This is a genomic window from Paracoccus marinus, assembly GCF_007018965.1.
Classification (GTDB): Bacteria; Pseudomonadota; Alphaproteobacteria; order Rhodobacterales; family Rhodobacteraceae; genus Paracoccus; species Paracoccus marinus.
The window spans coordinates 322,345-346,019 of record NZ_VJYZ01000005.1 but is presented as its reverse complement, the minus strand read 5'-3'; the positions used below and the strand labels follow the sequence as shown (position 1 = coordinate 346,019).

The 23,675-nt window shown below is 70.0% G+C and carries 22 protein-coding genes; 16 read left to right on the top strand and 6 right to left on the bottom strand.

From position 1 onward, the window contains the following. Positions 1 to 837: a 5-dehydro-4-deoxy-D-glucuronate isomerase gene (kduI, locus tag FNF32_RS04215; protein ID WP_185961840.1), complete on the bottom strand. Its 837-nt coding sequence runs from the start codon at positions 835 to 837 to the stop codon at positions 1 to 3. Beyond that, positions 834 to 1,946, bottom strand: coding sequence for a beta-galactosidase BglB (gene bglB, locus FNF32_RS04210; protein WP_131674206.1), 1,113 nt, complete (start codon positions 1,944 to 1,946; stop codon positions 834 to 836). Before bglB ends, kduI begins: the two co-directional genes overlap by 4 nt. 76 nt (positions 1,947 to 2,022) lie before the next feature. Between bglB and FNF32_RS04205 the strand changes: the two genes are divergently transcribed. Beyond that, positions 2,023 to 3,063: a LacI family DNA-binding transcriptional regulator gene (locus tag FNF32_RS04205; protein WP_131674205.1), complete on the top strand. Its 1,041-nt coding sequence runs from the start codon at positions 2,023 to 2,025 to the stop codon at positions 3,061 to 3,063. Positions 3,064 to 3,103: 40 nt separating this feature from the next. On the opposite strand, the gene efeO (FNF32_RS04200) is transcribed toward FNF32_RS04205, so the two are convergent. Genes efeO (FNF32_RS04200) through efeU form a run of 4 tightly spaced genes read right to left on the bottom strand, consistent with a single transcriptional unit; the run spans position 3,104 to position 7,322 of the window. Further along, entirely contained in the window at positions 3,104 to 3,904 is an 801-nt protein-coding gene (gene efeO / locus FNF32_RS04200; protein WP_131674204.1) for an iron uptake system protein EfeO, read from the bottom strand. Positions 3,905 to 3,926: 22 nt separating this feature from the next. Then, positions 3,927 to 5,258 (bottom strand): iron uptake transporter deferrochelatase/peroxidase subunit, encoded by a 1,332-nt coding sequence (gene efeB / locus FNF32_RS04195; protein WP_131674203.1) that lies wholly within the window; start codon positions 5,256 to 5,258, stop codon positions 3,927 to 3,929. A gap of 2 nt (positions 5,259 to 5,260) precedes the next feature. After that, entirely contained in the window at positions 5,261 to 6,433 is a 1,173-nt protein-coding gene (gene efeO, locus FNF32_RS04190; protein ID WP_221930648.1) for an iron uptake system protein EfeO, read from the bottom strand. 31 nt (positions 6,434 to 6,464) lie between these two features. Then, the gene (efeU, locus tag FNF32_RS04185; RefSeq protein WP_131674201.1) at positions 6,465 to 7,322 is read right to left on the bottom strand and encodes an iron uptake transporter permease EfeU; all 858 of its coding nucleotides are present in this window, start codon (positions 7,320 to 7,322) and stop codon (positions 6,465 to 6,467) included. A gap of 208 nt (positions 7,323 to 7,530) precedes the next feature. Here efeU and choX point away from each other — a divergent pair, with 208 nt between their 5' ends. The 15 genes from choX (at position 7,531) to FNF32_RS04110 (ending at position 23,656) form a co-directional block, all read left to right on the top strand. Continuing rightward, positions 7,531 to 8,466: a choline ABC transporter substrate-binding protein gene (gene choX, locus FNF32_RS04180; RefSeq protein ID WP_131674200.1), complete on the top strand. Its 936-nt coding sequence runs from the start codon at positions 7,531 to 7,533 to the stop codon at positions 8,464 to 8,466. Further along, positions 8,463 to 9,986: a choline-sulfatase gene (gene betC, locus FNF32_RS04175; RefSeq protein ID WP_131674199.1), complete on the top strand. Its 1,524-nt coding sequence runs from the start codon at positions 8,463 to 8,465 to the stop codon at positions 9,984 to 9,986. The genes choX and betC overlap by 4 nt, the downstream gene beginning before the upstream one ends. 74 nt (positions 9,987 to 10,060) lie before the next feature. After that, a complete protein-coding gene (gene ehuR, locus FNF32_RS04170; protein WP_131674198.1) occupies positions 10,061 to 11,440 on the top strand; it encodes a MocR-like ectoine utilization transcription factor EhuR in 1,380 nt (459 codons plus the stop codon). Positions 11,441 to 11,532: 92 nt separating this feature from the next. Continuing rightward, positions 11,533 to 12,318: an ectoine/hydroxyectoine ABC transporter ATP-binding protein EhuA gene (gene ehuA, locus FNF32_RS04165; RefSeq protein WP_131674197.1), complete on the top strand. Its 786-nt coding sequence runs from the start codon at positions 11,533 to 11,535 to the stop codon at positions 12,316 to 12,318. A 73-nt stretch (positions 12,319 to 12,391) separates the two neighbouring features. Then, on the top strand, positions 12,392 to 13,216 hold the full coding sequence (ehuB, locus tag FNF32_RS04160; RefSeq protein WP_131674196.1) for an ectoine/hydroxyectoine ABC transporter substrate-binding protein EhuB: 825 nt from the start codon (positions 12,392 to 12,394) through the stop codon (positions 13,214 to 13,216). Between the two features lie 91 nt (positions 13,217 to 13,307). Further along, the gene (gene ehuC, locus FNF32_RS04155; RefSeq protein WP_131674195.1) at positions 13,308 to 13,964 is read left to right on the top strand and encodes an ectoine/hydroxyectoine ABC transporter permease subunit EhuC; all 657 of its coding nucleotides are present in this window, start codon (positions 13,308 to 13,310) and stop codon (positions 13,962 to 13,964) included. Then, complete coding sequence (gene ehuD, locus FNF32_RS04150; RefSeq protein WP_131674194.1) at positions 13,964 to 14,620, top strand: ectoine/hydroxyectoine ABC transporter permease subunit EhuD; 657 nt, start codon at positions 13,964 to 13,966, stop codon at positions 14,618 to 14,620. The genes ehuC and ehuD overlap by 1 nt, the downstream gene beginning before the upstream one ends. Next, a complete protein-coding gene (locus tag FNF32_RS04145) occupies positions 14,617 to 15,393 on the top strand; it encodes an aspartate racemase/maleate isomerase family protein (RefSeq protein ID WP_246087673.1) in 777 nt (258 codons plus the stop codon). Before ehuD ends, FNF32_RS04145 begins: the two co-directional genes overlap by 4 nt. Continuing rightward, on the top strand, positions 15,390 to 16,388 hold the full coding sequence (gene eutB, locus FNF32_RS04140) for a hydroxyectoine utilization dehydratase EutB (RefSeq protein ID WP_131674193.1): 999 nt from the start codon (positions 15,390 to 15,392) through the stop codon (positions 16,386 to 16,388). Before FNF32_RS04145 ends, eutB begins: the two co-directional genes overlap by 4 nt. Next, the gene (locus FNF32_RS04135) at positions 16,385 to 17,380 is read left to right on the top strand and encodes a cyclodeaminase (protein WP_131674192.1); all 996 of its coding nucleotides are present in this window, start codon (positions 16,385 to 16,387) and stop codon (positions 17,378 to 17,380) included. Before eutB ends, FNF32_RS04135 begins: the two co-directional genes overlap by 4 nt. A 7-nt stretch (positions 17,381 to 17,387) precedes the next feature. Further along, entirely contained in the window at positions 17,388 to 18,569 is a 1,182-nt protein-coding gene (doeA, locus tag FNF32_RS04130; RefSeq protein ID WP_131674191.1) for an ectoine hydrolase DoeA, read from the top strand. Positions 18,570 to 18,573: 4 nt separating this feature from the next. Then, complete coding sequence (gene doeB / locus FNF32_RS04125) at positions 18,574 to 19,653, top strand: N(2)-acetyl-L-2,4-diaminobutanoate deacetylase DoeB (RefSeq protein WP_131674190.1); 1,080 nt, start codon at positions 18,574 to 18,576, stop codon at positions 19,651 to 19,653. Beyond that, on the top strand, positions 19,653 to 21,104 hold the full coding sequence (locus FNF32_RS04120; RefSeq protein WP_131674189.1) for an NAD-dependent succinate-semialdehyde dehydrogenase: 1,452 nt from the start codon (positions 19,653 to 19,655) through the stop codon (positions 21,102 to 21,104). Before doeB ends, FNF32_RS04120 begins: the two co-directional genes overlap by 1 nt. Before the next feature lie 10 nt (positions 21,105 to 21,114). Further along, positions 21,115 to 22,491: an aspartate aminotransferase family protein gene (locus FNF32_RS04115; RefSeq protein ID WP_131674188.1), complete on the top strand. Its 1,377-nt coding sequence runs from the start codon at positions 21,115 to 21,117 to the stop codon at positions 22,489 to 22,491. Then, positions 22,484 to 23,656: an alcohol dehydrogenase catalytic domain-containing protein gene (locus FNF32_RS04110; protein ID WP_221930646.1), complete on the top strand. Its 1,173-nt coding sequence runs from the start codon at positions 22,484 to 22,486 to the stop codon at positions 23,654 to 23,656. The genes FNF32_RS04115 and FNF32_RS04110 overlap by 8 nt, the downstream gene beginning before the upstream one ends. The last annotated feature ends 19 nt before the right edge of the window (positions 23,657 to 23,675 follow it).

Here is a 23,675-nt window from a genome sequence, read left to right as displayed (position 1 = left end):
TCAGCGAAGCTCCGCGATGCCGACGGGATCGACGTCGCCGTAGGCCTGGTTCTCGCCCGTCATGCCCCAGACGAAGGCATAGCGCCCGGTGCCCGCGCCCATGTGGATCGACCATGCGGGCGACAGCACCATGTCGCCGTTGGCGACGACCAGGTGGCGGGTGTTGTCGGGGCGGCCCATGAAGTGCATGACCCGGTCCTCGGGGGCGAGGTCGAAGTAGCAATACGCCTCCATCCGCCGCTCGTGCAGGTGCGGGGGCATGGTGTTCCACACCGACTGCTCGGCCAGGTCGGTGATCCCCATCAGCAGCAGGCAGGACGGCGCGACCTCGGGGTGGATGTACATCCGCAGGCGGCGGTGGTTGCACTTCGCCGCCTCGCCGAACTCGACCTGCTTGCCCTCGTCGCGGGTGATGAGCCGGTGCGGGATGTCCGCCCCCGCGGGGACCGAGTTCATGTAGAAATGCGCGGGCGACGCGGCGTCGTCGCTGCCCATCACCACCTCGCCCGCGCCGCGGCCGATATACAGCACGTCGCGGTTGGCCAAGGCGTGGCGGGTGCCGTCGATCTCGATCCAGCCCGCGCCGCCAAGGTTCGCGACCCCCATCTCGCGCGCGTCGAAGAACCGGGGTGTCCCCACGTCGGCGCCGTCGCCGAACGACAGGGGCGCATCCGTCGGCACCGCCGCGCCAAGGATCATGCGGTCGTAGTGGGTGTAGCAAAACCCGATCTCGCCGGGCTGGAACAGCCCCTCGACCATGAAGTTGTCGCGCAGGTCGTCGGTCAGCATCGCGTCGATCTGGTCGGGTCCGGCCCCGTAGCGCTGCAGCATGGTCATCGGTCGTTCCTTTCGGTCAGGTGCCGGCGCCCTTCGACCAGCGCCAGAATGGCCAGCGACTGCCCGTAGGCCGTGGGCTGGATCGGGATGTCGCGGTAATGCTGCAGGTCGTGCCCCATCCGGGTGCCGTAGCTGACGCCGCCGACAACGCCCTGCGCATCGACCGCGCCGATCACCGCGTCAAGCGCGCGCAGCCCGGCCGCGCGCCAGCGGTCGTCGCCAAGCCTCAGCCGCGCGCCTTTCAGAAGTCCGTAGGCAAAGCCCGCCGTGGCCGAGGTTTCGGCGTAGCTGCCCGGTTCCGCCAGCAGCGTGTGCCACATGCCGGACGAGGCTTGCAGCGGCAGCAGCGCCTCGACCTGGTCGCGCAGAAGCGAGGCGAGATGGTCGCGCACGGCGGGCGACAGGTCGGCCAGCTCGAACAGGTCCACGAACCCGGCCGTGATCCACGCGTTCCCCCGCGCCCACAGCGCGTCGGCGAAGTTGTGGCGGCCGTCGAAGGTCCAGCCGTGAAACCACAGGCCGGTGCGGCGGTCGGCCAGGAAATGCGCGTGGGACAGGAACTGCCGTTCCGCCTCGTCCACCAGCCCGCGGCGGCCCGACACCTGCCCGTAGGCGGCGAGAAACAGGCCGACCATGTAAAGCGTGTCGTCCCACAATTCGTGCGCGTTCAGCTTGTCGGACACGTCATGCTGGAATGCCGCGAAGCCCGTGCGCCCCGCCTGCGTCATCAGCCGGTCGGCCCAGTCGTCCAGCGCGGCCCGGAACGCGGGGTCGCGGGTCTGGTCCCAGTATAGCGCCAGCCCCAGCATCGGCGCGGTGGTGTTCACGTTCAGCGCGGGCAGCCCGCGATCCAGCGCGCGCCGGTACCAGCCGCCGATGATCCGCCCCAGCGCGGGGTCGTTCCCCTTGGCCCGCCAAAGCTGCACCAGCCCGAACATGCCGACGCCCTGCGGCCATTCCCAGGCGTCGAAGCTGATGTAGTCGCCGGCGGTGCCGTCGAGGTTCGGCTCATCGAAGCGGCCGTCGTGCGACAGCGTCGTCAGCCCGGCCACCAGCCGGTCCAGCGTCGCGCCGATGCGGTCGCCCGCGTCTGGAATCACGTCGGCCATGGACCCTCCCTGCGGGACAATGAGCGGTGCTGTGAAACATTGTTGCAATATGTAATTTTCTTGCATACGCGGTGACATGCCCGTCAAGCATCCCGCCCCCCGGCGCGCCACCATCGCCGACATCGCCCGCGACCTCGGCGTCTCGACCGCCACCGTGTCCCGCGCGCTGAGCGGGCGCGGCTATGTCCGCGACGAGATGCTGGGCCGGATCAGGGCGCGCGCGCGCGAACTGAACTATCCGCTGCGCGAGGAGCCGGCGGGGTCCAAGGTGCTGCTGGTCGCGTCGCACGCGGCGCTTCTGGACCTGCAGCGAAGCCAGTACACGCTGCACGTGCTGGAAGGGCTGCGCGCCCGGGCGGGCGACCTGGGGATCGAGGTCGAGGTGCTGGGCTACGCCCATCCGGCCGAGATCGCGCGCCTGCCCGCCCGGGTTCCCGGCCGCCAGGGTCGGTCGGGGCTGATGGGCATCATCCTGATGACCGTCGATGACGACACCATCGCGCAGGCCCGGCTGCTGCCCTGCCCGGTCGTCCTTCTGAACGACGACGACCCGCTGATGAAGCTCGACTCGGTCGCGCCCTGCAACCGCGCGGCCGCGGCGCTGGCGGCGGGGCACCTGACCGCGCTCGGCCACCAGCGGATCGCGTTCCTGACCAAGCCCGGCCGCCGCACCATCGCCCGTCGCCTGGAAGGGGTGCGCGACGTGCTGGGGCCCGGCCTCGGCCCCAGCCACATCCTCGAGGTCGATGACTGGACCGCGCAGGCGGCGCGGGCGCGGGTGGCGCTTGCGCTGCAGGACGGCCCGCCCTTCACCGCGATCGTGGCTGCGGCCGACATCCTTGCCGCGGGCGCGATCGTGGCGATCCGGGAAAGCGGTCGTTCGGTCCCCGGCGACATCTCGGTGATCGGCATCGACGGCTTGCCGCAGGGCGAGTTCCTGTCGCCCGCGCTGTCAACCATCGTGATCCCCATGCGAAAGATCGGGGAAGAGGCGCTGGTGCTGATGCAGGAAACCGCGCGGCGGCGCGCGACGGGCGAGCCCTTCGTGCCGCGCAAGATCGAGCTGGGGTGCGAACTGGTCCTGCGCGCCTCGACCGACGTGCCCGAGAAGGGCTAGAGAAGGGCGGGCCCGCGACAGGGCCCGCCCCGGCTTGCGGTCAATCCAGCCCCACGCGCCCGCGCAGGGTGGACAGGTCCTCGGCCAGCGTGTTCACGCCCGCGGCCAGCACCCGGCGGTCGTCGTCGGTCAGCTTTTCGTAGCTCTGGTACCCTTCGCCCTCGCGGTACTTCTCGAGCGTCCGGTCGACCTTGTCGAAGTTCGCGTCGATCGTGGCCAGGAAGGCGTCGTCCTTGACGTGCGGGCGGAACAGCTCGACGATCTTGCGCGCGCCGTCGAAGTTGCCGCGGAAATCCCACAGGTCGGTGTGGCTGTAGCGGTCTTCCTCGCCCGAGATCTTGGTCGCCGCGACCTCGTCCATCAGCACCGCCGCGCCGCCCACGACGACCTGCGGCGGGAAGGTCAGCCCGTCGATGCGGGCGGCCAGATCCTCGACATCGGCCATCAGCTTGTCGGCGAAGGGGGCCATCCCCTCGGTCGAGCCCGTGGCCCACAGCGCATGCTCGATCCGGTGAAAGCCGGTGAAGCCCGGGTCCGCCTCGGCCGCCTCGTGATCGTCGGCGCGGCTGTCGATCGACACGTCAAGGTCGCTGAACAGTTCCGCCACCGGCTCGATCTTCTCGTAATGCAGGCGGGTCGGCGCGAACAGCGACTTCGCGGTCTCGACGTCGCCGGCCTTGACCGCGTCGGTGAAGGCGCGGGTGTCCTTGACCAGTTCCTGCGTCTCGTCCGCGACATACAGCTTGTATTCGGCCATCGGCCCGACAAGGGCGAGGGTCGCGTCCTGCGCGAAGGCCGCGCCGGGCAGCATGAGGCCCAGAAGGGCCAGGGTCGTCTTCATCGTCAGTCCTTTCAGTTGCCGGTCAGGCCGGCGCGGTGGTGCGGCCGATGGCGCCGATCAGCTGGCGGCCGGGATAGTCGTCGGGGGCGTCCGTGAAACCGGGCAGAGCGAAGAAAAAGCCGCCGCCCACGGGCTTGATGTATTCCTCCAGCGGCTCGCCGTTCAGCCGGTCCTGGACCGCCACGAACCCCTGCGCGAGGTCCGCCTGCCAGCAGATGAACAGCAGCCCCTGATCCAGCTGACCCGATTTCGTGACCCCGTTCGAGTAGTTGAAGGGCCGGCGCAGGATCAGGTTGCGCCGGCTGTCGGGGGTGCGCGGGTTTGCCAGCCGGATATGGGCGTCCATGGCCGTCGCCTCGCCGTCCGGGTCGGCTTCGTAGTCGGGCACGTCCATCTCGGTCGCGTGGCGGCGGTCGAGGGGGGCGCCGTTCGACTTGACGCGGCCCATGATCCGTTCCTGCTCGGCCAGCGGGGTGCGGTCCCAGCGTTCGACGAAGTTGCGGATGATCCGCACCGCGGCGTAGCTGCCGCCGTGGGTCCAGCCGGGTTCGCCCTGCGCCGCGCCCACCCAGACGATGCGGTCCATCTGGGCCGCGTCGCTCGCGTCGGGGTTGGCCGAGCCGTCGCGGAAGCCCAGGAAGTTCCGCGCATTCTCGATCTCGCCGGCCGGGCGGGGCGGGATCACGGGGACGCTGCCTTCCTGTTTCCACGCCAGCAGCAGCTGGTCGGGAACAGACTTGATGATGTCGCGCAGCGCGTGGATCGTCGCGTCCTGCGTGTTGGCGCAGATCTGCAGCGCGAGGTCGCCGTGCAGGATCGAGGCGTCAGGCGCGTCGTTGGGGAACTTCGGCATCCGCACCAGCTGGCGCGGGCGATGGGGGGACAGCCAGTCGTGGCGGTCGAACAGGTCCGCGCCGAGGGCCACGGTGATCGTCAGCGCGTCCGGCCGGATGACGGGGCCAAGCAGGCCCGAGTCCGCGGGCGGGAGGCCGGGATCGACCTGTGGCACCTCGCCGCCCCGGGTCAGGAACGCGATCCGCTCGCCCAGGCGGCGCAGCAGGCGTTCCAGATCGGCGGGGGTATCGGCCAGCACGTGAAAGCTTGCGACCATGCCGTGGGCCGGGCGCGGGGTGACGATGCCCGCCTGATGCGCGCCATAGGGCGAGACGTAGTCGCCGGGCGAGGATTCGTTCGCCTGCGGGGCCTGCGTCACGCGCGGCTGCCCGGTTGCGTTGTTGTCGGGCGCGGCGTTTCCTTCGGCGCGGGCCATGCCTGCGGCGAAGGGGCAGACCATCGCCGCCGCGCCGAAGCCGCGCAGCAGGGTGCGGCGGGTGGGGTCGTGACCGCCAGCCATCGTCAGCCCGCCCCTCCCCCAGACGCTGGCCCGGACGCTGCCCCGGCTTCCGCAGCGCCGGCGTCCAAACCCAGCGCCGGGTTCAGGGCGTCGAGCGCCTGCCCCAGCGCCGCGAAACCCTGCGCCACGTCTTCGCGCGCTTCGGCTTCGGGCGAAGCGCCCATTGCGGCGATCGCACTGCGCGTCGCGGCGATCCGGGATTCCACCGTCTTGGCCGCATCGGGCGCGGCGGCGGTCGTCAGCGGGGCCAGCACCTTGGCCGCGCCCGCGATGCTGTCGAGCGCGGCGTCGAACTCGGCCGCGTCCTGCCCCGAATACAGGTTCACGCCCTGCCGCGCCTGCCCGTCGGCGATGTGGCGCGCGAGCCGCGCGGCGTCGCCCGCGATGTCGGCGGGGTCCACGGCCATGTCGCGCAGACGCGCCTTCATCTCGGTCGCGTCGGCGGCGAGCACGCGGGCGGCGGGCTCCAGCCCCTCGGTGGTGGCCTTGGTCCACAGACCATGCTCGATCCGGTGGAAGCCGGTGAAGCCCGGATCGGCCTCGCGCCCCGCAAGGACGGCGGCAGCGGGCGACATCCGGTTCGCAAGATCGCTGGCCCGCGCCGTCGCGGTGCCGAGCCGTGCCCAGGACGCCCGGGCCGTGCCATAGGCCGCCTTGGCGGCGTCCAGATCGCCCGCCGCGACCGCGTCAGCCAGCGCGGCGGTGTCGCGTTCCAGCGCGGTGCCGGCCTGAATCAGCCGCACCCGCATCTCGGACAGGGGGCCGATGAACTCGGCCGTAGGCGGGGCCGCGCGGGCCGCCTCGGACTGGGCGGTGGGGGTCACGGTCAGCGTGCCGCGCGGGTTCGACAGAAGGCCGCAGGTGATCTGGTAGCTGCCGGGCTTCAGCCGCTCGGTCAGCGTGGCGGTGAAGCCTGGCGCGATGTTCTCGCGCTCGGCCACCACCATCACGCCGTCGAGAATCTCCCATTCCAGCGGCCGGGACGAGGCGTTCCGGATGACGAAGCTTGCCGCGCCTGCGGGCACCGTCATCGCCATCGGCTCGCAGGCGGTTTCCGACACCGCGATCTGGCGCGCGCCCTGGGGCAGGCCCGGGGCTGCGTGCCGGGTGGCCGCGGCGAACGCGCCCAGACCCGCGAGCGCCAGGATGCCCGCGCCGATCAGCACGGGCTTCATGTTCAGGGACGGACCGGCGGGGGCCATCGGATCAGCCCTGCGTCCGCAGGCGCGGCGCGGCGGCGCCGGTCACCGGGCGCAGGAACAGCCACAGCCCGCCGCCCGCGACGGCAAGCCACGCCAGCGCCTCGCCCAGCGTCGGGCGGTCGTGATAGCCCAGCAGACCCGACAGGATCGTGCCCGGGACCGACGACACGGGCAGCGTGCGGGTCAGGTCGTAGACGGGTTGCTGAAGGTGGTTCCACACCCCCGCCTCGTGCAGGCTGCGCAGCGCGCCCGAGAACAGTCCGGCCGCGACGAGGATCACGAACACCCCGGTCCAGCGGAAGAACCGCTGCAGGTCCAGCCGCACCCCGCCGCGATAAAGCGCGATCCCAAGGCCGACCGCGACGCCAAGTCCGGCCAGCGCGCCCAGCGGCGCGGCAGCGCCGGGGCTTTGCTGGAAGATCGCGAGCAGGAAGAACACCGACTCGAGCCCCTCGCGCGCGACGGCCAGAAAGGCCGCGCCCACCAGTGGCCAGACGCCCGCGCCGGACCGCGGACCCGCGCCGCCCGCAGGGCCAAGCGCGTCGTCCACCGACCCGCGCAGCGTCGATGACAGCGACCGCGCGTTGGCGCGCATCCAGACGACCATCCACAGCAGCATCCCGGTCGCGATCAGCGCCACGCCCGCCTCGAACGCCTCTTGCGATTTCTGGGGGTACCCTGCCCGCAGGACCTGCAGCGCTGCGCCCGCGAACAGCGACAGCGCGACCGCCAGCAGGACGCCCGTCCAGACCGCCGGCATGAAGGCCGCGCGGCCGGTGCGGTGCAGATAGGTCGCGATGATGCCGACGATCACCGCGGCCTCCATCCCTTCGCGCAGCATGATGAGAAACGGGGCAAGCACGGGCAAAGTCCTGGGCGGCGGGGTGCCGCAGGTCTGGCGTTTAATATGTCCGAGGCATTCGGTCAACTTTCCCCGCAGGGTCAGGGGCGCGACATTTTCGCGCCTGAAATCACGACTTGCATACTGCGGATTTGGGCGCAAAGTTTGCCCCGGTGGCGGCGGGCCCGGCCGGGCCCGCCAGCCAGTCATTGCAGGGGGAGCTTCACCCATGACCATCCGTCCGTTCCTGATCGCCGCGCTCGCGCTGTCGGCCACGCCCGCCCTGGCCGACGATGCCGGCACCTGCGGCACCGTCCGCCTGTCCGATCCCGGCTGGACCGACATCACCGCGACCAACGGCCTAGCCTCGGTCATGCTGGAATCGCTCGGCTACACGCCGGACGTTCAGACGCTGTCGGTGCCGATCGGCTACGAGGCGCTGAAGGGCGCGCAGATCGACGCCTTCCTCGGCAACTGGATGCCGGCGCAGAAGAAGTTCCGCGACGACCTCGACGCGTCCGGCAAGACGACCGAGCTGGTCCAGAACCTTCAGGGCGCGAAGTTCACGCTGGGCGTGAACAAGGCCGGCGCGGAGCTGGGCGTGGCGAGCTTCGCCGATCTCGACGCCCACCGCGACGCGTTCGAGGGCAAGATCTACGGGATCGAACCCGGCGCGCCCGCGAACCAGTCGATCGCGGCGATGATCGCGGCCGACAAGAACGGCCTTGGCGACTGGGAACTGTTGGAATCGGGCGAACAGGCGATGCTGGCGCAGGTCGCCCGCAACGACCAGGGCAAGACGCCGACGGTGTTCCTGGCATGGGCGCCGCACCCGATGAACATCGCGCACGACATCACCTACCTGTCGGGCGGCGACGACGAGTTCGGTCCCGACTTCGGCGGCGCCACCGTCCATACGCTCGCCCGTTCGGAATGGGCGCAGGCCTGCCCGAATGCGGCCAGGCTGCTCACGAACATGACCTTCGGCGTGGAGATGGAGAACGCGCTGATGGGGGCGATCCTCGACGACGGCAAGACCGGGCCGGAAGCGGCGAAGGCGTGGCTGCGCGAGAACCCCGAGGTCGTCACCGAATGGACCACCGGCGTCACCACGCTGGACGGCCAGAACGGGCTCGACGCCGCGAAGGCCGCAATTCTCGGATGACCGCCGACCAGCCGACGGGAAGCCGCCCGAACATCCTGATCCTGATGGCCGACCAGCTGTCGGGTGTGTGGTTCCCCGACGGCCCGGCGCCGTTCCTGCACGCGCCGAACCTGCGCGCGCTGGCCGAACGGTCGGCGCGCTTCACCAACGCCTACACCGCGAGCCCGCTTTGCGCACCCGCCCGCGCCGCCTTCATGTCGGGGCAGCTGCCGCGCCGTACGCGGGTCTACGACAACGCGGCCGAGTTCGGGTCGGACATCCCGACCTACGCCCACCACCTGCGCCGCGCGGGCTACGCCACGACGCTTTCCGGCAAGATGCACTTCGTCGGCCCCGACCAGCTGCACGGGTTCGAGGAGCAGCTGACGACCGACATCTACCCGGCCGATTTCGGCTGGACGCCCGACTACCGCCGCCCGGGCGAGCGGATCGACTGGTGGTATCACAACATGGGCTCGATCACCGGCGCGGGCGTGGCCGAGATCACCAACCAGTACGAATACGACGACGAGGTCGCCTACAACGCCTGCCGCAAGCTCTACGACCTGTCGCGCGGCGCGGACGCGCGGCCGTGGTGCCTGACGGTCAGCTTCACCCACCCGCACGACCCCTTCGTCGCCCGCCGCCGCTACTGGGACCTGTACGACGGCGCGGCCGAGCTGGAGCCGCCCGAGGCCATCCCCTACGACGCGCAGGACCCGCATTCGCAGCGCATCCTCGACGCCTGCGACTGGCGGCGCTACGACATCTCGGGCGACCAGATCCGGCGCGCGCGTCAGGGATATTTCGCCAACATCAGCTACATCGACGACAAGATCGGCGAGATCATGGCGGTGCTGCGCGACACGCGGCAGGACGCGATCGTCGTCTTTCTGTCGGACCACGGCGAGATGCTGGGCGACCGCGGCCTGTGGTTCAAGATGAACTTCTTCGACCCGTCCGCCCGCGTGCCGCTGATGATCGCCGCGCCGGGGATCAGGCCGGGCCGGGTGGACACCCCGGTCTCCACGATCGACCTGTTGCCCACGCTGGCGGACCTCGTCGGGCTGCCGCTGGACGAGGTGATGCCGTGGACCGACGGGCAGTCGCTGGTGCCGGTGGCGGGCGGCGCGCCCCGCGCCCCCGTGGCGATGGAATACGCGGCCGAGGCCAGCGTCACGCCGATGGTGGCGATCCGGTACGGGCGCTGGAAATACACCACCTGCCTTGCCGACCCCGAACAGCTGTTCGACCTTGACGCCGATCCGGGCGAGCGGGCCGATCTGGCGGACGACCCGGCCCATGCCGATGTGCTGGATCGGCTGCGGGCGATGGCGGCCGCGCGGTGGGACCTTGCCGCCTACGACGCCGAGGTGCGGCAAAGCCAGGCCCGCCGCTGGATCGTCTACGAGGCGCTGCGGAACGGGGCCTATTTCCCGTGGGACTACCAGCCGCTGATGCAGGCGTCCGAGCGCTACATGCGCAACCACATGAACCTGGACATCCTCGAGGACAGCAAGCGTTTCCCCCGCGGCGAGTGATCCGGCGACACCGCGCCCCGCCGCCCGCATACGCATTGTCTTGCAAAATTGCACGGATTTGCTAGCTGGAAACCATGACATTGTGGATTCCAGACCGCGCGACGCTGACCCGCCCCGCCTACCTGTCGCTGGCCGAGCAGCTGGCGCAGGCGATCCGGCGCGGCACGATCGCGCCCGGCGACCGGCTGATGCCGCAGCGCCAGCTGGCCGACCGGCTGGACCTGTCGCTGCAGACCGTGTCGCGCGCGTATGAGGAACTGATCCGCCGCGGCCTCGTCTCGGGCGAGGTCGGGCGCGGCAGCTTCGTCCTGCCGCCCGAGACGCGCGCGCCGTACCTGTCGCAGCGCAGCGGCGAGGTCGTGGACCTGTCGATCTTGAAACCCGTCACCTCGCGCCTGCACGTGGACCGGATGCGCGACGGGATGGCGTGGCTGGCGCAGAACATGCCCGCGCAGGACGCGCTGTCGTTCCGCCCGAACTCGGTCCTGCCGCCGCACCGGAACGTGGCGGCGGGCTGGCTTGCGCGCGGGGGCATCGACGCGGCGCCCGAGCGGATCGTCATCACCGACGGGGCGACGCCCGCGATCTCGACCGCCGTGATGACGGCGGTTCCGCCGGGCGGGACGCTGGCGGCGGCGCGGCTGACCCACCACCTGCTGATCCCGCTGGCGCGCTATCTCGGCCTGCACCTGGAACCGCTTGAGGTCGATGACGACGGGATCGTTCCGGCCTCGCTCGACCGCGCGGCCCGGCGCGGATCGGTCGCGGCCGTCTACCTGCAACCATCCGCCATCAATCCGCTCGCGCTGGTGTCCAGCGTCGCCCGGCGCGAGGAAATCGTCGCGGTCGCGCGCCGCCACGACCTTATGATCATCGAAAACGACGTCCTGAACGCGCTCATCAAGGATCGCCCCGCGCCGTTCGTGGCCCTTGCGCCGGAACGCGTGCTGCACATCAGCGGCTTCACCAAGATCACCCTGCCAGGCCTGCGGCTGGCCTATCTTGTCGTGCCCGAGCGGTTGGCCACGGCGGCGGCGAACCGCCACCTCGTCACCAACTGGATCGCGACGCCGGTCATGGTCGAGCTGCTGAGCCACTGGATCGGCGACGGGACCATCGCCGAACTGATCGACTGGCAACGCGCGGCGCTTGCCGAACGCCACGCGCTGGCGGCCGAGATGCTGAGGGGCATGCCGTTCCGCGCCCACCCGCAAAGCCTGCACCTGTGGATGGAACTGCCCGCCCACACCGACGAGGACGCGTTCGTGGCGCAGGCCCATTCGGGCGGCGTCGCGGTCGCGTCCGGCCGCGCGTTCCGGCTGGGCGAGAGGGTGGGAGGCGGCGCGGTGCGCATCGCGCTGGGGTCCACCGACGCGGCCGGCCTGCGCCGCGGCCTTGGCGTCGTGCGCGACATGCTGGCCCGGTCGGCCGAGCCCGTCCTGCCCATGATCTAGGCAAGACCTGTCCAAATTGTCATGATAAGAAAAAGCCGATTGACATGATGCGAGATCAGTTCAATCCTGCCGGCAACAGCGCGAGGAAGGCTTTGGACAATCCGATCATCCGCATCCACGACCTGAAGAAATCGTTCGGTCCGCTGACCGTGATCGACGGCCTGTCGTTCGACGTCCAGCGGGGCGAGAAGCTGGCCCTGATCGGCCCCTCGGGGTCGGGCAAGACCACGATCCTGCGGATGCTGATGACGCTGGAAACCATCTCGGGCGGCCGCATTGAGGTCTGCGGCGAGCCGCTGTACCAGATGCGCCGGAACGGGGCCGAGGTGCCGGCCGACGAGGCGCACCTGCACAAGATGCGCCGCCACATCGGCATGGTGTTCCAGCACTTCAACCTGTTCCCGCACAAGTCGGTCCTCGACAACATCACGCTGGCCCCGATCCTGACCCAGGGCGCAAAGCGGGCCGAGGCGGAAAAGCAGGCCCGCGAGCTTCTCGAGATGGTCGGGCTTGCCGACAAGGCGGGCTCGATGCCCTCGCAGCTGTCGGGCGGGCAGAAGCAGCGGGTGGCGATCGCCCGCGCGCTCGCGCTCAAGCCCGAAATCATGCTGTTCGACGAGGTGACCTCGGCCTTGGACCCCGAGCTGGTCGAGGAGGTGCTGGAGGTCATGAAGCGCCTGGCCGACGAGACCGACATGACCATGCTGCTCGTCACCCACGAGATGGGGTTCGCCCGCGAATTCGCCGACCGGGTCCTGTTCTTCGACAAGGGCCGGATCTGCGAGCAGGGCACGCCCGAACAGATTTTCACCAATCCTGCGCAGGACCGCACACGCACGTTCCTGCGCAAGATCATCGCCGCGGGCCACCGCGTCTGAGACGACCGACCTACCATCGAGACGGCCGGTCAACGGCCGCCGGACGACCAAGAACAGATCAACAGCGGAGAAGATGATGAAAAACTGTGTGCTTGCCGCAATGCTTCTCGCCGCTCCGGCGATGGCGTCGGCCCAGACGCTCGACGACCTGAAATCCGACGGCAACGTCACCATCGCGATCGGCAACGAGCCGCCCTTCACCGCGATCGATTCCAGCGGCAAGGTTTCGGGCGCGGCCCCCGACGTGGCCCGCGCGGTGTTCGAGAAGCTGGGCGTGGCTGCCCTTGACGCGCAGGTGATCGAATACGGCGCGATGATCCCCAGCCTTCAGGCCAAGCGCGTGGACGCGATCGCCGCCGGCTTGTTCATGAAGCCCGAGCGCTGCGCGGCCGTGGACTATTCGCAGCCCGTGCTGTGCGACGCCGAGGCGCTGCTGCTGCCCAGCGGCAACCCCAAGGGCTTCAAGTCCTACGCCGACTTCGCCAAGGACCCGGAAGCACGTCTGGGCGCGCCGGGTGGCGGGACCGAGGAAAAGCTGGCGCTGGAAGCGGGCGTGCCGCGCGATCGCGTGGTCGTGGTGCCGGACGCGCAGTCGGGGCTGAAGATGCTGCAGGATGGCCGCATCGACGCCTATTCGCTGCCGGTGCTGTCGCTGAACGACCTGCTCACCAAATCGGCCGACGCGAGCCTGGAAGTGTTTGCCCCGGTCGAAGGCGCGCCGGTCTATTGCGATGGGGTGGCGTTCCGCAAGGGCAACACCGAACTGCGCGACGCCTTTGACGTCGAGCTGGCCAAGATGAAGGAATCGGGCGAGTTCGCCAAGATCATCGAACCCTACGGCTTCTCGGCCCAGGCCGCGATGTCTACCGACCGCGATAAGCTCTGCGCGCAGCAGTGATCGTCCGGCCGCGGGGCTGAACCGCGCGATCGTGCGCGCACCGGCCCCGCGGCCACCCACCTGACCTGAAACGGAATTGGACCGGGGCCGCATGGGCGACTGGGCTGGATATCTTGTGCTGATCCTCGAAGGCGCGTGGGTGACCGTGCGGCTGACGGTGATGGGCTGCGCGCTGGCGCTGGTCGTGGCCTTTGTGGCCGGGCTGGGGCGCATCGCGCCCTGGGCGCCGGTGCGCTGGCTCGCCACCGCCTATATCGAGTTCTTCCGGGGCACCTCGATCTTCGTGCAGCTGTTCTGGATCTACTTCGTCCTGCCGATGACCGGCGTGTCGCTGGGCGCGATGGAGGCCGGCGTGCTGGCGCTTGGCCTGAACGTGGGCGCCTACGGGGCCGAGGTCGTGCGCGGCGCGATCCTCGCGGTGCCCAACGACCAGCGCGAGGCGACCGTCGCGCTGAACATGACTGGCTGGCAGCGGCTGCGCCACGTCATCCTGCCGCAGGCCCTGCCGCTGATGCTGCCGACCTTTGGCAACAACGCGATCGAACTGCTCAAGGCGACTGCCGTGGTGTCGCTGATCTCGCTTGCCGACATGACCTTCCAGGGTCAGATCGTGCGGTCGCAGACCGGCAACACGATCGTGCCGTTCCTGACGATCCTCGTTCTCTACTTCCTGATGTCGCTGGCGATCGCCGGCGCGATCGGCTGGCTCGAACGGCGCGTGACGCGCGGTCTGGACGGGGTGCGCTGATGGAATGGGACTGGGCCTACGCGCGCGAGATCCTGCCGCTGCTGCTGTCGGGGCTGAAGGTCACGGTGATCGCGACCGTCCTTGGCGCCGCCGTCGCCGCCGTACTGGGGCTGGTGTTCGCGCTGCTGCGCCGCTCGTCGAACCGGATCGTGGCGCGCACCGCAGGTTTCCTCGTCCAGTTCATCCGCGGCACGCCGCTGCTGGTGCAGCTGTACTTCATCTTCTACGTCCTGCCCGACATCGGCATCCGCCTGCCCGCGCTCGCCGCCGGGGTGATCGGGATGGGCCTGCACTACGCAACCTACGCGGCCGAGGTCTATCGCGGCGGGATCGAGGCGGTGCCGCGCGGCCAGTGGGAAGCCGCGCGCGCCACCAACCTGACCATGCGCCAGACCTGGATCAACGTCGTCCTGCCGCAGGCGGTGCCGCCGATGATCCCCGCGCTCGCGAACTACCTGCTGGCCATGTTCAAGGAAACGCCGCTTCTGTCGGCGATCACCGTCCTTGAGATGATGAACCAGGCCAAGTCGATCGCGAACTCGAGCTACCGCTATGTCGAGCCGATGACGATGGTGGGCGTGTTCTTCCTGGTCATCAGCCTGATCTCGGTCGCGATCCTGCGCTGGCTGGAACACCGCTACGGGAGGCGGACGTGACCGCCCTGCCCCGCGCGACGGTGGTTCCGCAGCTGTCGCCGCTCGCGGTTTCGCTGGACGACCAGCCGACCCCGCGCCGGATCGGGCTCGTCGCGCTTTCGACCGACATGACGACCGAGGTGGATTTCGCCCGGATGCTGGCGCCGCGCGGGATCGCGGTCCACGCCACGCGGATCCCGTTCGCGAACCCCGTGACGCCCGCGACGCTGGCGGCGATGGCGCCCGACATCACCGCCGCCGCGGCGCTGATCCTGCCCGACGAGACGCTGGATGCGGTCGTCTACAGCTGCACCTCGGCCTCGGTCGTGATCGGGGACGCGGCGGTGCGGGCCGCGATTTCGGCGGGCAAGCCGGGTGCCGCGGCGATCACGCCCGTTTCGGCCGCGCTGGCGGCGCTGCGGGCGTTGGGGGTGCGGCGGCTGTCGCTGCTGACCCCCTACGTCGCCGAAACCACCGCGCCGATGGCGGAGCTGTTCGCGGCCGAAGGTTTCGCGCTGGACCGCGTGACCTGCATGGGGCTTGCGGACGACCGCGCGATGGCGCGGGTGGATGCGGCCACGCTGGTCGAACAGGCGAGGACCGCGACCGCGCCGGGGTCGGACGCGCTGTTCATCGCCTGCACGGCGCTGCGCGCGGCCGCATGGATCGACCGGCTGGAAGAAGCGGCGGGCGTGCCGGTGGTGTCCGCGAACCTCGCCACCGCCTGGGCGGTGCTGCGCGCCTGCGGCGACACCGGCGCGGCCGCGCCCGGCGCGCTGATGAGGACGCCATGACCGCCCTTCCCGTCACCCCGGACGACATCGCCGCCGCGCGGGCGCGGATCGCGGGCCGGGTCCGGCGCACTCCGATGCTGGCCGATCCGGTGCTGAGCGCGCGCCTTGGCGTCCCGGTCCTGATGAAGGCCGAACATCTGCAGGAAACCGGCGCGTTCAAGCTGCGCGGCGCGACCAACGCGGTCCTGTCGCTCGCGCCGGACGCGCTGTCGCGGGGCGTCGTCACCGCTTCCACCGGCAACCATGGCCGCGCGCTCGCCCATGCGGCGCGGCTTGCGGGCACCCGCGCGGTGGTCTGCCTGTCGCGGCTCGTGCCGCAGAACAAGGTCGCCGCGATCCGCGACCTTGGCGCCGAGGTGCGGATCGTGGGCGCGAGCCAGGACGAGGCGATGGTCGAGGTTGCCCGGGCCGTTTGCGACGAGGGCCTGACCGAGATCGCCCCTTTCGACGATGCGGCGGTCGTCGCCGGTCAGGGCACCATCGGGCTCGAGATCGCCGAGGATGCGCCGGACGCCACCACGATCCTCGTGCCGCTGTCGGGCGGCGGGCTGATCGCCGGGATCGCGGTGGCGGTCAAGGCGCTCAGGCCCGGCACGCGCATCGTCGGCGTGACGATGGAAAGCGGCGCCGCGATGATCGCGAGCCTTGCCGCCGGCGCCCCCGTTGAGGTCGAGGAGACCGCGAGCCTCGCGGATTCGCTCGGCGGCGGCGTGGGGCTGAAGAACCGCGTCACCTTCCCGATCTGCCGCGCGCTGGTGGACGAAACCGTCCTTCTGACCGAAGCCGAGATTGCCGAGGGCATGCGCCACCTCGCCGCGCAGGGCCACGTCGTCGAGGGCGCGGCGGCCGTCGGCACCGCAGCGCTGCTGGCGGGCAAGATCCACGCGAAGGCGTTGGCGGGCAGCCCGGTCGTTGCCGTGCTGTCGGGCGGCAACGTGGACCCCGCGCTTCACGCCCGCATCGTCGCCGGCGCGAACACGGCGGAGGCGGCATGAACCGGCCCCCCGTCACCATCCTGACCGAAACCGACCTGCGTGCGCTGGTGCCGCTGGACATGGATGCGATCGACTGCGTGGAACGCGCCTTCGTGGCGCTGGCGACGCAATCCGTCGCGATGCCGCCGATCCTGCGCCTCGACATCCCCGAACACCGGGGCGAGGTCGACGTAAAGACCGCCTATATTCCCGGCGTCGATCACTTCGCGATCAAGATCAGCCCCGGCTTCTTCGGCAACCCGGCGCTCGGCCTGCCGTCCACCAACGGGATGATGGTCGTCCTGTCGGCCCGCACCGGGCTGGTCGAGGCGCTGCTGCTCGACAACGGCTACCTGACCGATGTGCGGACCGCCGCCGCGGGCGCGGTCGCGGCCAAGCATCTCGCGCGCGACGATGCGTCGGTCGCGGCGATCCTTGGGGCCGGGATGCAGGCGCGGATGCAGCTTTCGGCGCTGGCGCAGGTGCGCGGGCTTTCCGCCGCGCGGGTCTGGGCGCGCGATCCGGCCAAGGCCGCGGATTTCGCCACCGACATGGCGGCGCGGCTGGGCATCCCCGTCACGTCCGCCGCCACCGTGGCCGTCGCCACGCGCGGCGCCGACCTCATCGTCACCACGACCCCCGCCGAAAGCCCGATCCTGAACGCCGCCGACGTCGCCCCCGGCACGCACGTCACGGCGATGGGATCGGACGCCGAGCACAAGAACGAGATCGACCCCGCGCTCATCGCGCAGGCCACCTACGCGGCCGACCGGCTGGCGCAGACCCGCCGCCTGGGCGAGTGGCACCACGCGATCGCCGCCGGGCTCGTCGCGGACACCGACACCCGCCCCGAACTGGGCCAGATCATCGCGGGAGAGGTACCCGGCCGCACCCGCCCGGACGAGATCACCATAGCCGACCTGACCGGCACCGGCATCCAGGACACCGCCATCGCCGCCCTTGCCCTGTCGCGCGCCCGCGCGGCCAAGGCCGGCCAGACCTTCACCGCCTGAGGACAACATGCCCGATATCGCCCTGAAGTTCACCCGAGCCGAATACGCCGACCGCCTGCAAAAGACCCGCCGCGCGATGGAGGAGAAGGGCGTCGACCTGCTCATCGTCAGCGACCCCAGCAACATGAACTGGCTCACGGGCTACGACGGCTGGTCGTTCTACGTCCACCAGGCGGTGATCGTCCCGCCCGAGGGCGAGCCGATCTTCTTCGGGCGGGGAATGGACGCGGTGGGGGCGCGCTTCACCGCCTATCTCGCCGAGGACAACATCATCGGCTACGCCGACGACTACGTGCAGAACACGGCAAAGCACCCGATGGACCTTCTGTCCTCGATCCTGAAAGACAAGGGCTGGGGCGCGAAGCGCATCGGCGTCGAGATGGACAACTACTGGTTCTCGGCCCGCGCCTTTGCCGCGCTGCAATCCGGGCTGCCGGACGCGAAGTTCCAGGACACGACCGCGCTCGTGAACTGGCAGCGCGCGGTGAAATCGGCGACCGAGCTCGACTACATGCGCAAGGCGGGCGCGATCGTCACGGAAATGCACCGCCGCATCGTCGAGGTGATCGAGCCGGGGATGCGCAAGAACGACCTCGTGGCGGAAATCTATGACGCGGGCATCCGCGGCACGGCCGAGTTCGGTGGCGACTACCCGGCCATCGTGCCGCTGCTGCCGTCGGGGCGCGAGGCTGCGGCCGCCCACCTCACCTGGGACGACAAGCCGATGAAGTCGGGCGAAGGCACGTTCTTCGAGATCGCCGGCTGCTTCAACCGCTATCACTGCCCGCTGTCTCGCACGGTGTTCCTGGGCAAGCCGCCCAAGGTATTTGTCGAGGGCGAGAAGGCCGTGCTGGAAGGGATGGAGGCCGGGCTGGAAGCCGCCCGCGTCGGGAACACCTGCGAGGAGTTCGCGGGCGCATTCTATTCCGTCCTCAGGAAATACGGCATCCACAAGGACGGCCGCACCGGCTACCCGATCGGCGTGAGCTATCCGCCCGACTGGGGCGAGCGCACCATGTCGCTGCGCCCCGGCGACAAGACCGTGCTGCAGCCGGGCATGACCTTCCACTTCATGACCGGGCTCTGGTCCGACGAGATGGGGCTGGAAATCACCGAGACCATCGCCATCACCGACGGCGCGCCGGAACTGCTGTCGAACGTGCCGCGCAAGCTTTTCGTGAAGGACTGAACCCATGCCCGCGTTCCCCGAGGGGCTGCGCCCCTCGCCCGTGCTGGCCACGGTCGATTACGACCGCGACGGCATCCAGCACGGCTTCCTGCGCCTGCCCTACAGCCGCGACGACAGCGCCTGGGGCTCGGTCGTGATCCCGATTACCGTCATCAGGAACGGCGAGGGGCCGACCGCGCTTCTGACCGGCGCCAACCACGGCGACGAATACGAGGGGCCGCTGGCGCTGTTCGATCTGGCCGCGAACCTCGCGGCCGGGGATGTCACGGGGCGCATCATCGTCGTGCCCGCGATGAACCAGCCCGCCTTTGCGGCGGGCACCCGCACCTCGCCCATCGACCGCGGCAACCTGAACCGCACCTTTCCGGGCCGCCCCGACGGGACGGTCACGGAAAAGATCGCCGACTATTTCCAGCGCGTGCTGCTGCCGATGGCGGACCTGGTGCTGGACTATCATTCGGGCGGCAAGACGCTCGACTTCCTGCCCTTCTGCGCCGCCCACATCCTGCCCGGCGACAACCCCGAGACGCGGGCGCAGGAAGCCCGCGCCTTCGAGCTGGTCGAGGCGTTCGGCGCGCCGTGGAGCGTGCGGATGCTGGAGATCGACGCGATCGGCATGTACGACACCGCCGCCGAGGAAATGGGCAAGGTGTTCGTCACGACCGAGCTTGGCGGCGGCGGCACCGCAACCGCCCGCACGGTGCGGATCGCGCGGCAGGGGCTGCGGAACGTGCTCACCGCCTTCGGGATCCTGGCGGGCGAGGTGCCGCGCGCGCCGACCCGCTGGCTCGACATGCCCGACAGCGACTGCTTCGTCTTCGCCGACGACGGCGGGCTGGTCGAGTTTCACGCGGACCTTGGCGACGTGGTGAAGAAGGGCGAGCCGATCGCGAGGCTGTGGCAGACGGGGCGGACGGGCGTGCAGCCCGCCGTCCTGCTGGCGGGCCGGTCGGGGATCATGTGCGCGCGCCACGTGCCCGGCATCGTCAAGCCCGGCGACTGCGTGGCGGTCGTGGGGGTCGAGGTCGGCGGCGCCGAGGACATGGAGGGGCCGGGTCCCCGCGAACTCGAGGGGATGATCTGATGCAACTCGACCTGAACGACCCCTCGCTGCTCAGGACCGACGGCTATGTCGGAGGGCGCTGGGTCAAGGGCAGCGCCCGCTTTGCCGTGACCGACCCCGCCACCGGCGCGACGGTGGCCGAGGTCGCAAGCCTAAACGCCGACGCGGCTCGCGACGCGGTGGCCGTGGCCTATGACGCCTTTGACGAATGGGCCTGGGAACTGCCGCAGCTGCGGGCCGAACCGCTTTGGCGCTGGTTCGAGCTGATCATGCAGAACCGCGACGATCTGGCCCGGATCATGGTCGCCGAACAGGGCAAGCCCCTGTCGGAAGCCCTGGGCGAGATCGACTACGCCGCCTCGTTCGTCGAATTCTACGCCGAGGAAGCCAAGCGGCCGAACATCGAAAGCGTCACCTCGCATCTCGCCACCGCCGAGATGGAGGTCTGGCGCGAGCCCGTGGGCGTCGCCGCACTGATCACGCCGTGGAACTTTCCGTCCGCGATGCTGACCCGCAAGGCCGCCGCCGCCATCGCCGCCGGCTGCACCGTCGTCTGCCATCCGTCGGCCGAGACTCCGCTGTCGGCGCTGGCGCTGGCGGAACTTGCCGACCGTGCGGGCTTTCCGCCCGGCGTCTTCAACGTCCTGCCCGGCAACGCACCCGAGATCGTCGGCGCATGGACCGCGCATCCGCGCATCCGCGCGCTCAGCTTCACCGGCTCGACCGAGGTCGGAAAGCTGCTCTACCGCCAGTCCGCCGACACGGTGAAGCGGCTGGTGCTGGAGCTTGGCGGGCACGCGCCCTTCATCGTCTTTGCCGACGCCGATCTGGACCTTGCGGTATCCGAGGCGATCAAGGCCAAGTTCGCGACCTCGGGGCAGGACTGCCTTGGCGCGAACCGTTTTCTGGTGCAGCGCCCGATCTATGACCGCTTCTGCACGGCCTTCGCCGAAAAGGTCCGCGCGCTGACATTGGGGCCGGGCATGGAGGATCGCGATCTGGGCCCGCTGATGCACGAGCGCGCCGTGAAGAAGCAGGAAGAACACGTGGCCGACGCGCTGGAACGCGGCGCCACGCTGCTGGCCGGCGGCGCGCGCGATCCGCAGGGGCCGCTGTTTTATCCCGCGACCGTCCTTGCCGACGTGCCGACCGACGCGCTGGTCTTTCATGAGGAAACGTTCGGCCCGGTCGCCGCCATCGCCCCATTCGACACCGAGGACGAGGCGGTGGGGATCGCCAATGCGACCGAATACGGCCTGATCGCCTATGTCCACAGCCAGGACCCGCGCCGCATCTACCGCATCTCGCGCTCGCTCGACTTCGGGATGGTCGCGGTCAACCGCACCAAGGTCACGGGCGCGCCGATCCCCTTCGGCGGGATGAAGCAGTCCGGGCTGTCCCGCGAAGGGTCGCGCCACGGGCTCGAGGCGTTCACCGACATCAAGTACGTCTGCCGTGACTGGTCAGAGTAAGGAGACACCCATGCTTACCAACGACGAACTCGCCAAGTGGGACCGCGAGAACTTCTTCCACCCCTCGACCCACCTCGCCCAGTTCGCGCGCGGCGAGGCGCCGCAGCGCATCGTGACCGGGGGCGAGGGCAGCCACATCACCGACCGCGACGGCAACCGCGTGCTGGACGGTTTCGCGGGGCTCTACTGCGTCAACGTCGGCTACGGCCGGCAGGAGATCGCCGAGGCGATCGCGACGCAGGCGCGCGAGCTGGCCTATTACCACGCCTATGCGGGGGCCGGTTCGGAAGTGGCGATCACGCTGTCGAAGATGGTCATGGACCGCGCCCCCAAGGACATGGCGCGGGTCTATTTCGGCCTGTCGGGGTCGGACGCGAACGAGACGAACATCAAGCTCGTCTGGTACTACAACAACGTCCGCGGCCTGCCGAAGAAGAAGAAAATCATCTCGCGCTGGCGCGGCTATCACGGCTCGGGGCTGATGAGCGGGTCGCTTACGGGGCTCGAGCTGTTCCACAAAAAGTTCGACCTGCCGCTGGAACAAGTGATGCACACCGAGGCACCTTATTATTTCCGCCGCCCGGACCTGTCGATGTCGGAAGCGGACTTCGTGGCCCATTGCGCCGACCAGCTTGAAAAGCTGATCGCGGCCGAGGGCGCGGACAGCATCGCCGCCTTCATCGGCGAGCCGGTGCTGGGCACGGGCGGGATCGTGCCGCCGCCGAAAGGGTACTGGGCCGCGATACAGAAGGTCCTGGACCGCCACGACATCCTGCTGATCGCGGACGAGGTTGTGACGGGCTTCGGCCGGCTGGGAACGATGTTCGGGTCGGACCATTACGGAATGAAGCCCGACCTCATCACCTGCGCCAAAGGCTTGACCTCGGCCTATGCGCCGCTGTCGGCCAGCATCGTCGGCAACCGCGTCTGGGACGTGCTGATGCAGGGCACCGACGAATACGGCGTCCTCGGCCACGGCTGGACCTATTCGGCCCACCCGATCGGGGCGGCGGCCGGGGTCGCCAACCTGAAGCTTCTGGACGACATGGGTCTGGTCCAGAACGCGGGCGAGGTCGGCGGGTACCTGAACCGGCAGATGGCGGACGCGCTTGGCGGGCACGCCCATGTCGGCGAGGTGCGCGGCGAAGGGATGCTGTGCGCGGTCGAGCTGGTGCGCGCGCGCGATGGCCGCGTGTTCTTCGACCCGTCCGAAGGGATCGGCGTCAAGGTCTCGGCCGCGATGATGCGGCGCGGCGTGATCGCCCGCGCCATGCCGCAGGGCGACATCCTGGGCTTCGCGCCGCCGCTGTGCCTGACGCGCGAGGAAGCCGACACCATCGTGTCGGTCACGAAGGACGCGGTGGTCGAAGTGCTCGGCAATGGCTGACGGCGTCGCGGCCGGCGTTCCGGCCGCGATCCCGACCTCGATGCAGGCCGCGATCCTGACGCGCCACGGCGGCATCGACGCGATCCGGATCCGCGACGACTGGCCCGTGCCCCGACCGGGGCCGGGCCAGGTTCTGGTCAGGATCACTGCGACCGCCAAGAACAACACCGACCGCAAGGTGCGCGAGGGGCTTTACGACACCTCGGACGACGCCAAGATCGCCTCGTTCCGGATGGCGGGCGACACGCTGTCCTTTCCGCGCATCCAGGGCGCGGACGTGGTCGGCCGGGTCGCCGCCGTCGGCGCGGGCGTGGACCCGGCGCGCGTGGGCGAACGGGGGCTTCTCGATTTCAACATCTACCCCGACGACCGCGCCGACCTGAACCTTGCCCCGGATTACTTCGGTCACGGCGCGGATGGCGGCTTCGCCGAGTACGGCGTGTTCCCGTCTGACCAGTTCCATGCCGTCCCGAACGCCGACCTTTCTGATGCCGAACTGGCCAGCCTCGGCATGTGCGCATGGCAGACGGCGCTGCACATGCTCACCTCGGCCGAGATTACCGCGGGCGACCACGTGATCGTCACCGGCGCGAGCGGCGGGGTCGGGTCGGCGCTGATCCAGCTGTGCCGGATCCTCGGCGCGGTGCCGCATGCCGTCTCGACCCCCGGCAACGACGAGGTGCTGCGCGCGCTTGGCGCGCAGACGGTGATCCACCGCGCGCCCGGAACCAACCTGGAAACGGCGATCCTGGCCGCGACGGGCCACCCGCCCGACGCCGCGATGGACCTTGTGGGCGGCGAGATGACGCTGCCCCTGATCCGTTCGATGTGCGGGGACATGGGCGCGCGCCGCAGCTATCCGCGCCTGTCGATCGCAGGCGCGTCGAACGGCAACCTGACGCAGGTGCCGTGGACGTTGATCTACCTCAACCAAGTGCGGATCTTCGGCGTCTCGCACGGGACCCGCGCCGAGGCGGAGCGGCTGATCGGCTGGATCCGCGCGGAGCGGCTGCGCCCGGTCCTCGCCGGCACCGTGCCGCTGTCGCGCCTGCGCGAGGCCGAGGAGGCCTTTGCCGACCCGTCGCGGGGCTTTGCGGGCAAGATGGTGATCGTTCCCGACAGCCAGTGGGACGAACACGGCCGCCGTTACGCGCTGCCGCTCTGACCCGTTGCGGCCCCGGTGC

Coding starts and splice junctions, on each gene's coding strand:
- bglB (WP_131674206.1), bottom strand. CDS start 1,946: ATGGCCGACGTGATTCCAGACGCGGGCGACCGCATCGGCGCGACGCTG.
- FNF32_RS04135 (WP_131674192.1), top strand. CDS start 16,385: ATGAACCGGCCCCCCGTCACCATCCTGACCGAAACCGACCTGCGTGCG.
- efeO (WP_221930648.1), bottom strand. CDS start 6,433: ATGAAGCCCGTGCTGATCGGCGCGGGCATCCTGGCGCTCGCGGGTCTG.
- efeO (WP_131674204.1), bottom strand. CDS start 3,904: ATGAAGACGACCCTGGCCCTTCTGGGCCTCATGCTGCCCGGCGCGGCC.
- kduI (WP_185961840.1), bottom strand. CDS start 837: ATGACCATGCTGCAGCGCTACGGGGCCGGACCCGACCAGATCGACGCG.
- doeB (WP_131674190.1), top strand. CDS start 18,574: ATGCCCGCGTTCCCCGAGGGGCTGCGCCCCTCGCCCGTGCTGGCCACG.
- FNF32_RS04205 (WP_131674205.1), top strand. CDS start 2,023: ATGCCCGTCAAGCATCCCGCCCCCCGGCGCGCCACCATCGCCGACATC.
- FNF32_RS04110 (WP_221930646.1), top strand. CDS start 22,484: ATGGCTGACGGCGTCGCGGCCGGCGTTCCGGCCGCGATCCCGACCTCG.
- ehuC (WP_131674195.1), top strand. CDS start 13,308: ATGGGCGACTGGGCTGGATATCTTGTGCTGATCCTCGAAGGCGCGTGG.
- doeA (WP_131674191.1), top strand. CDS start 17,388: ATGCCCGATATCGCCCTGAAGTTCACCCGAGCCGAATACGCCGACCGC.
- choX (WP_131674200.1), top strand. CDS start 7,531: ATGACCATCCGTCCGTTCCTGATCGCCGCGCTCGCGCTGTCGGCCACG.
- ehuB (WP_131674196.1), top strand. CDS start 12,392: ATGATGAAAAACTGTGTGCTTGCCGCAATGCTTCTCGCCGCTCCGGCG.
- FNF32_RS04120 (WP_131674189.1), top strand. CDS start 19,653: ATGCAACTCGACCTGAACGACCCCTCGCTGCTCAGGACCGACGGCTAT.
- betC (WP_131674199.1), top strand. CDS start 8,463: ATGACCGCCGACCAGCCGACGGGAAGCCGCCCGAACATCCTGATCCTG.
- efeB (WP_131674203.1), bottom strand. CDS start 5,258: ATGGCTGGCGGTCACGACCCCACCCGCCGCACCCTGCTGCGCGGCTTC.
- ehuR (WP_131674198.1), top strand. CDS start 10,061: ATGACATTGTGGATTCCAGACCGCGCGACGCTGACCCGCCCCGCCTAC.
- FNF32_RS04115 (WP_131674188.1), top strand. CDS start 21,115: ATGCTTACCAACGACGAACTCGCCAAGTGGGACCGCGAGAACTTCTTC.
- eutB (WP_131674193.1), top strand. CDS start 15,390: ATGACCGCCCTTCCCGTCACCCCGGACGACATCGCCGCCGCGCGGGCG.
- ehuD (WP_131674194.1), top strand. CDS start 13,964: ATGGAATGGGACTGGGCCTACGCGCGCGAGATCCTGCCGCTGCTGCTG.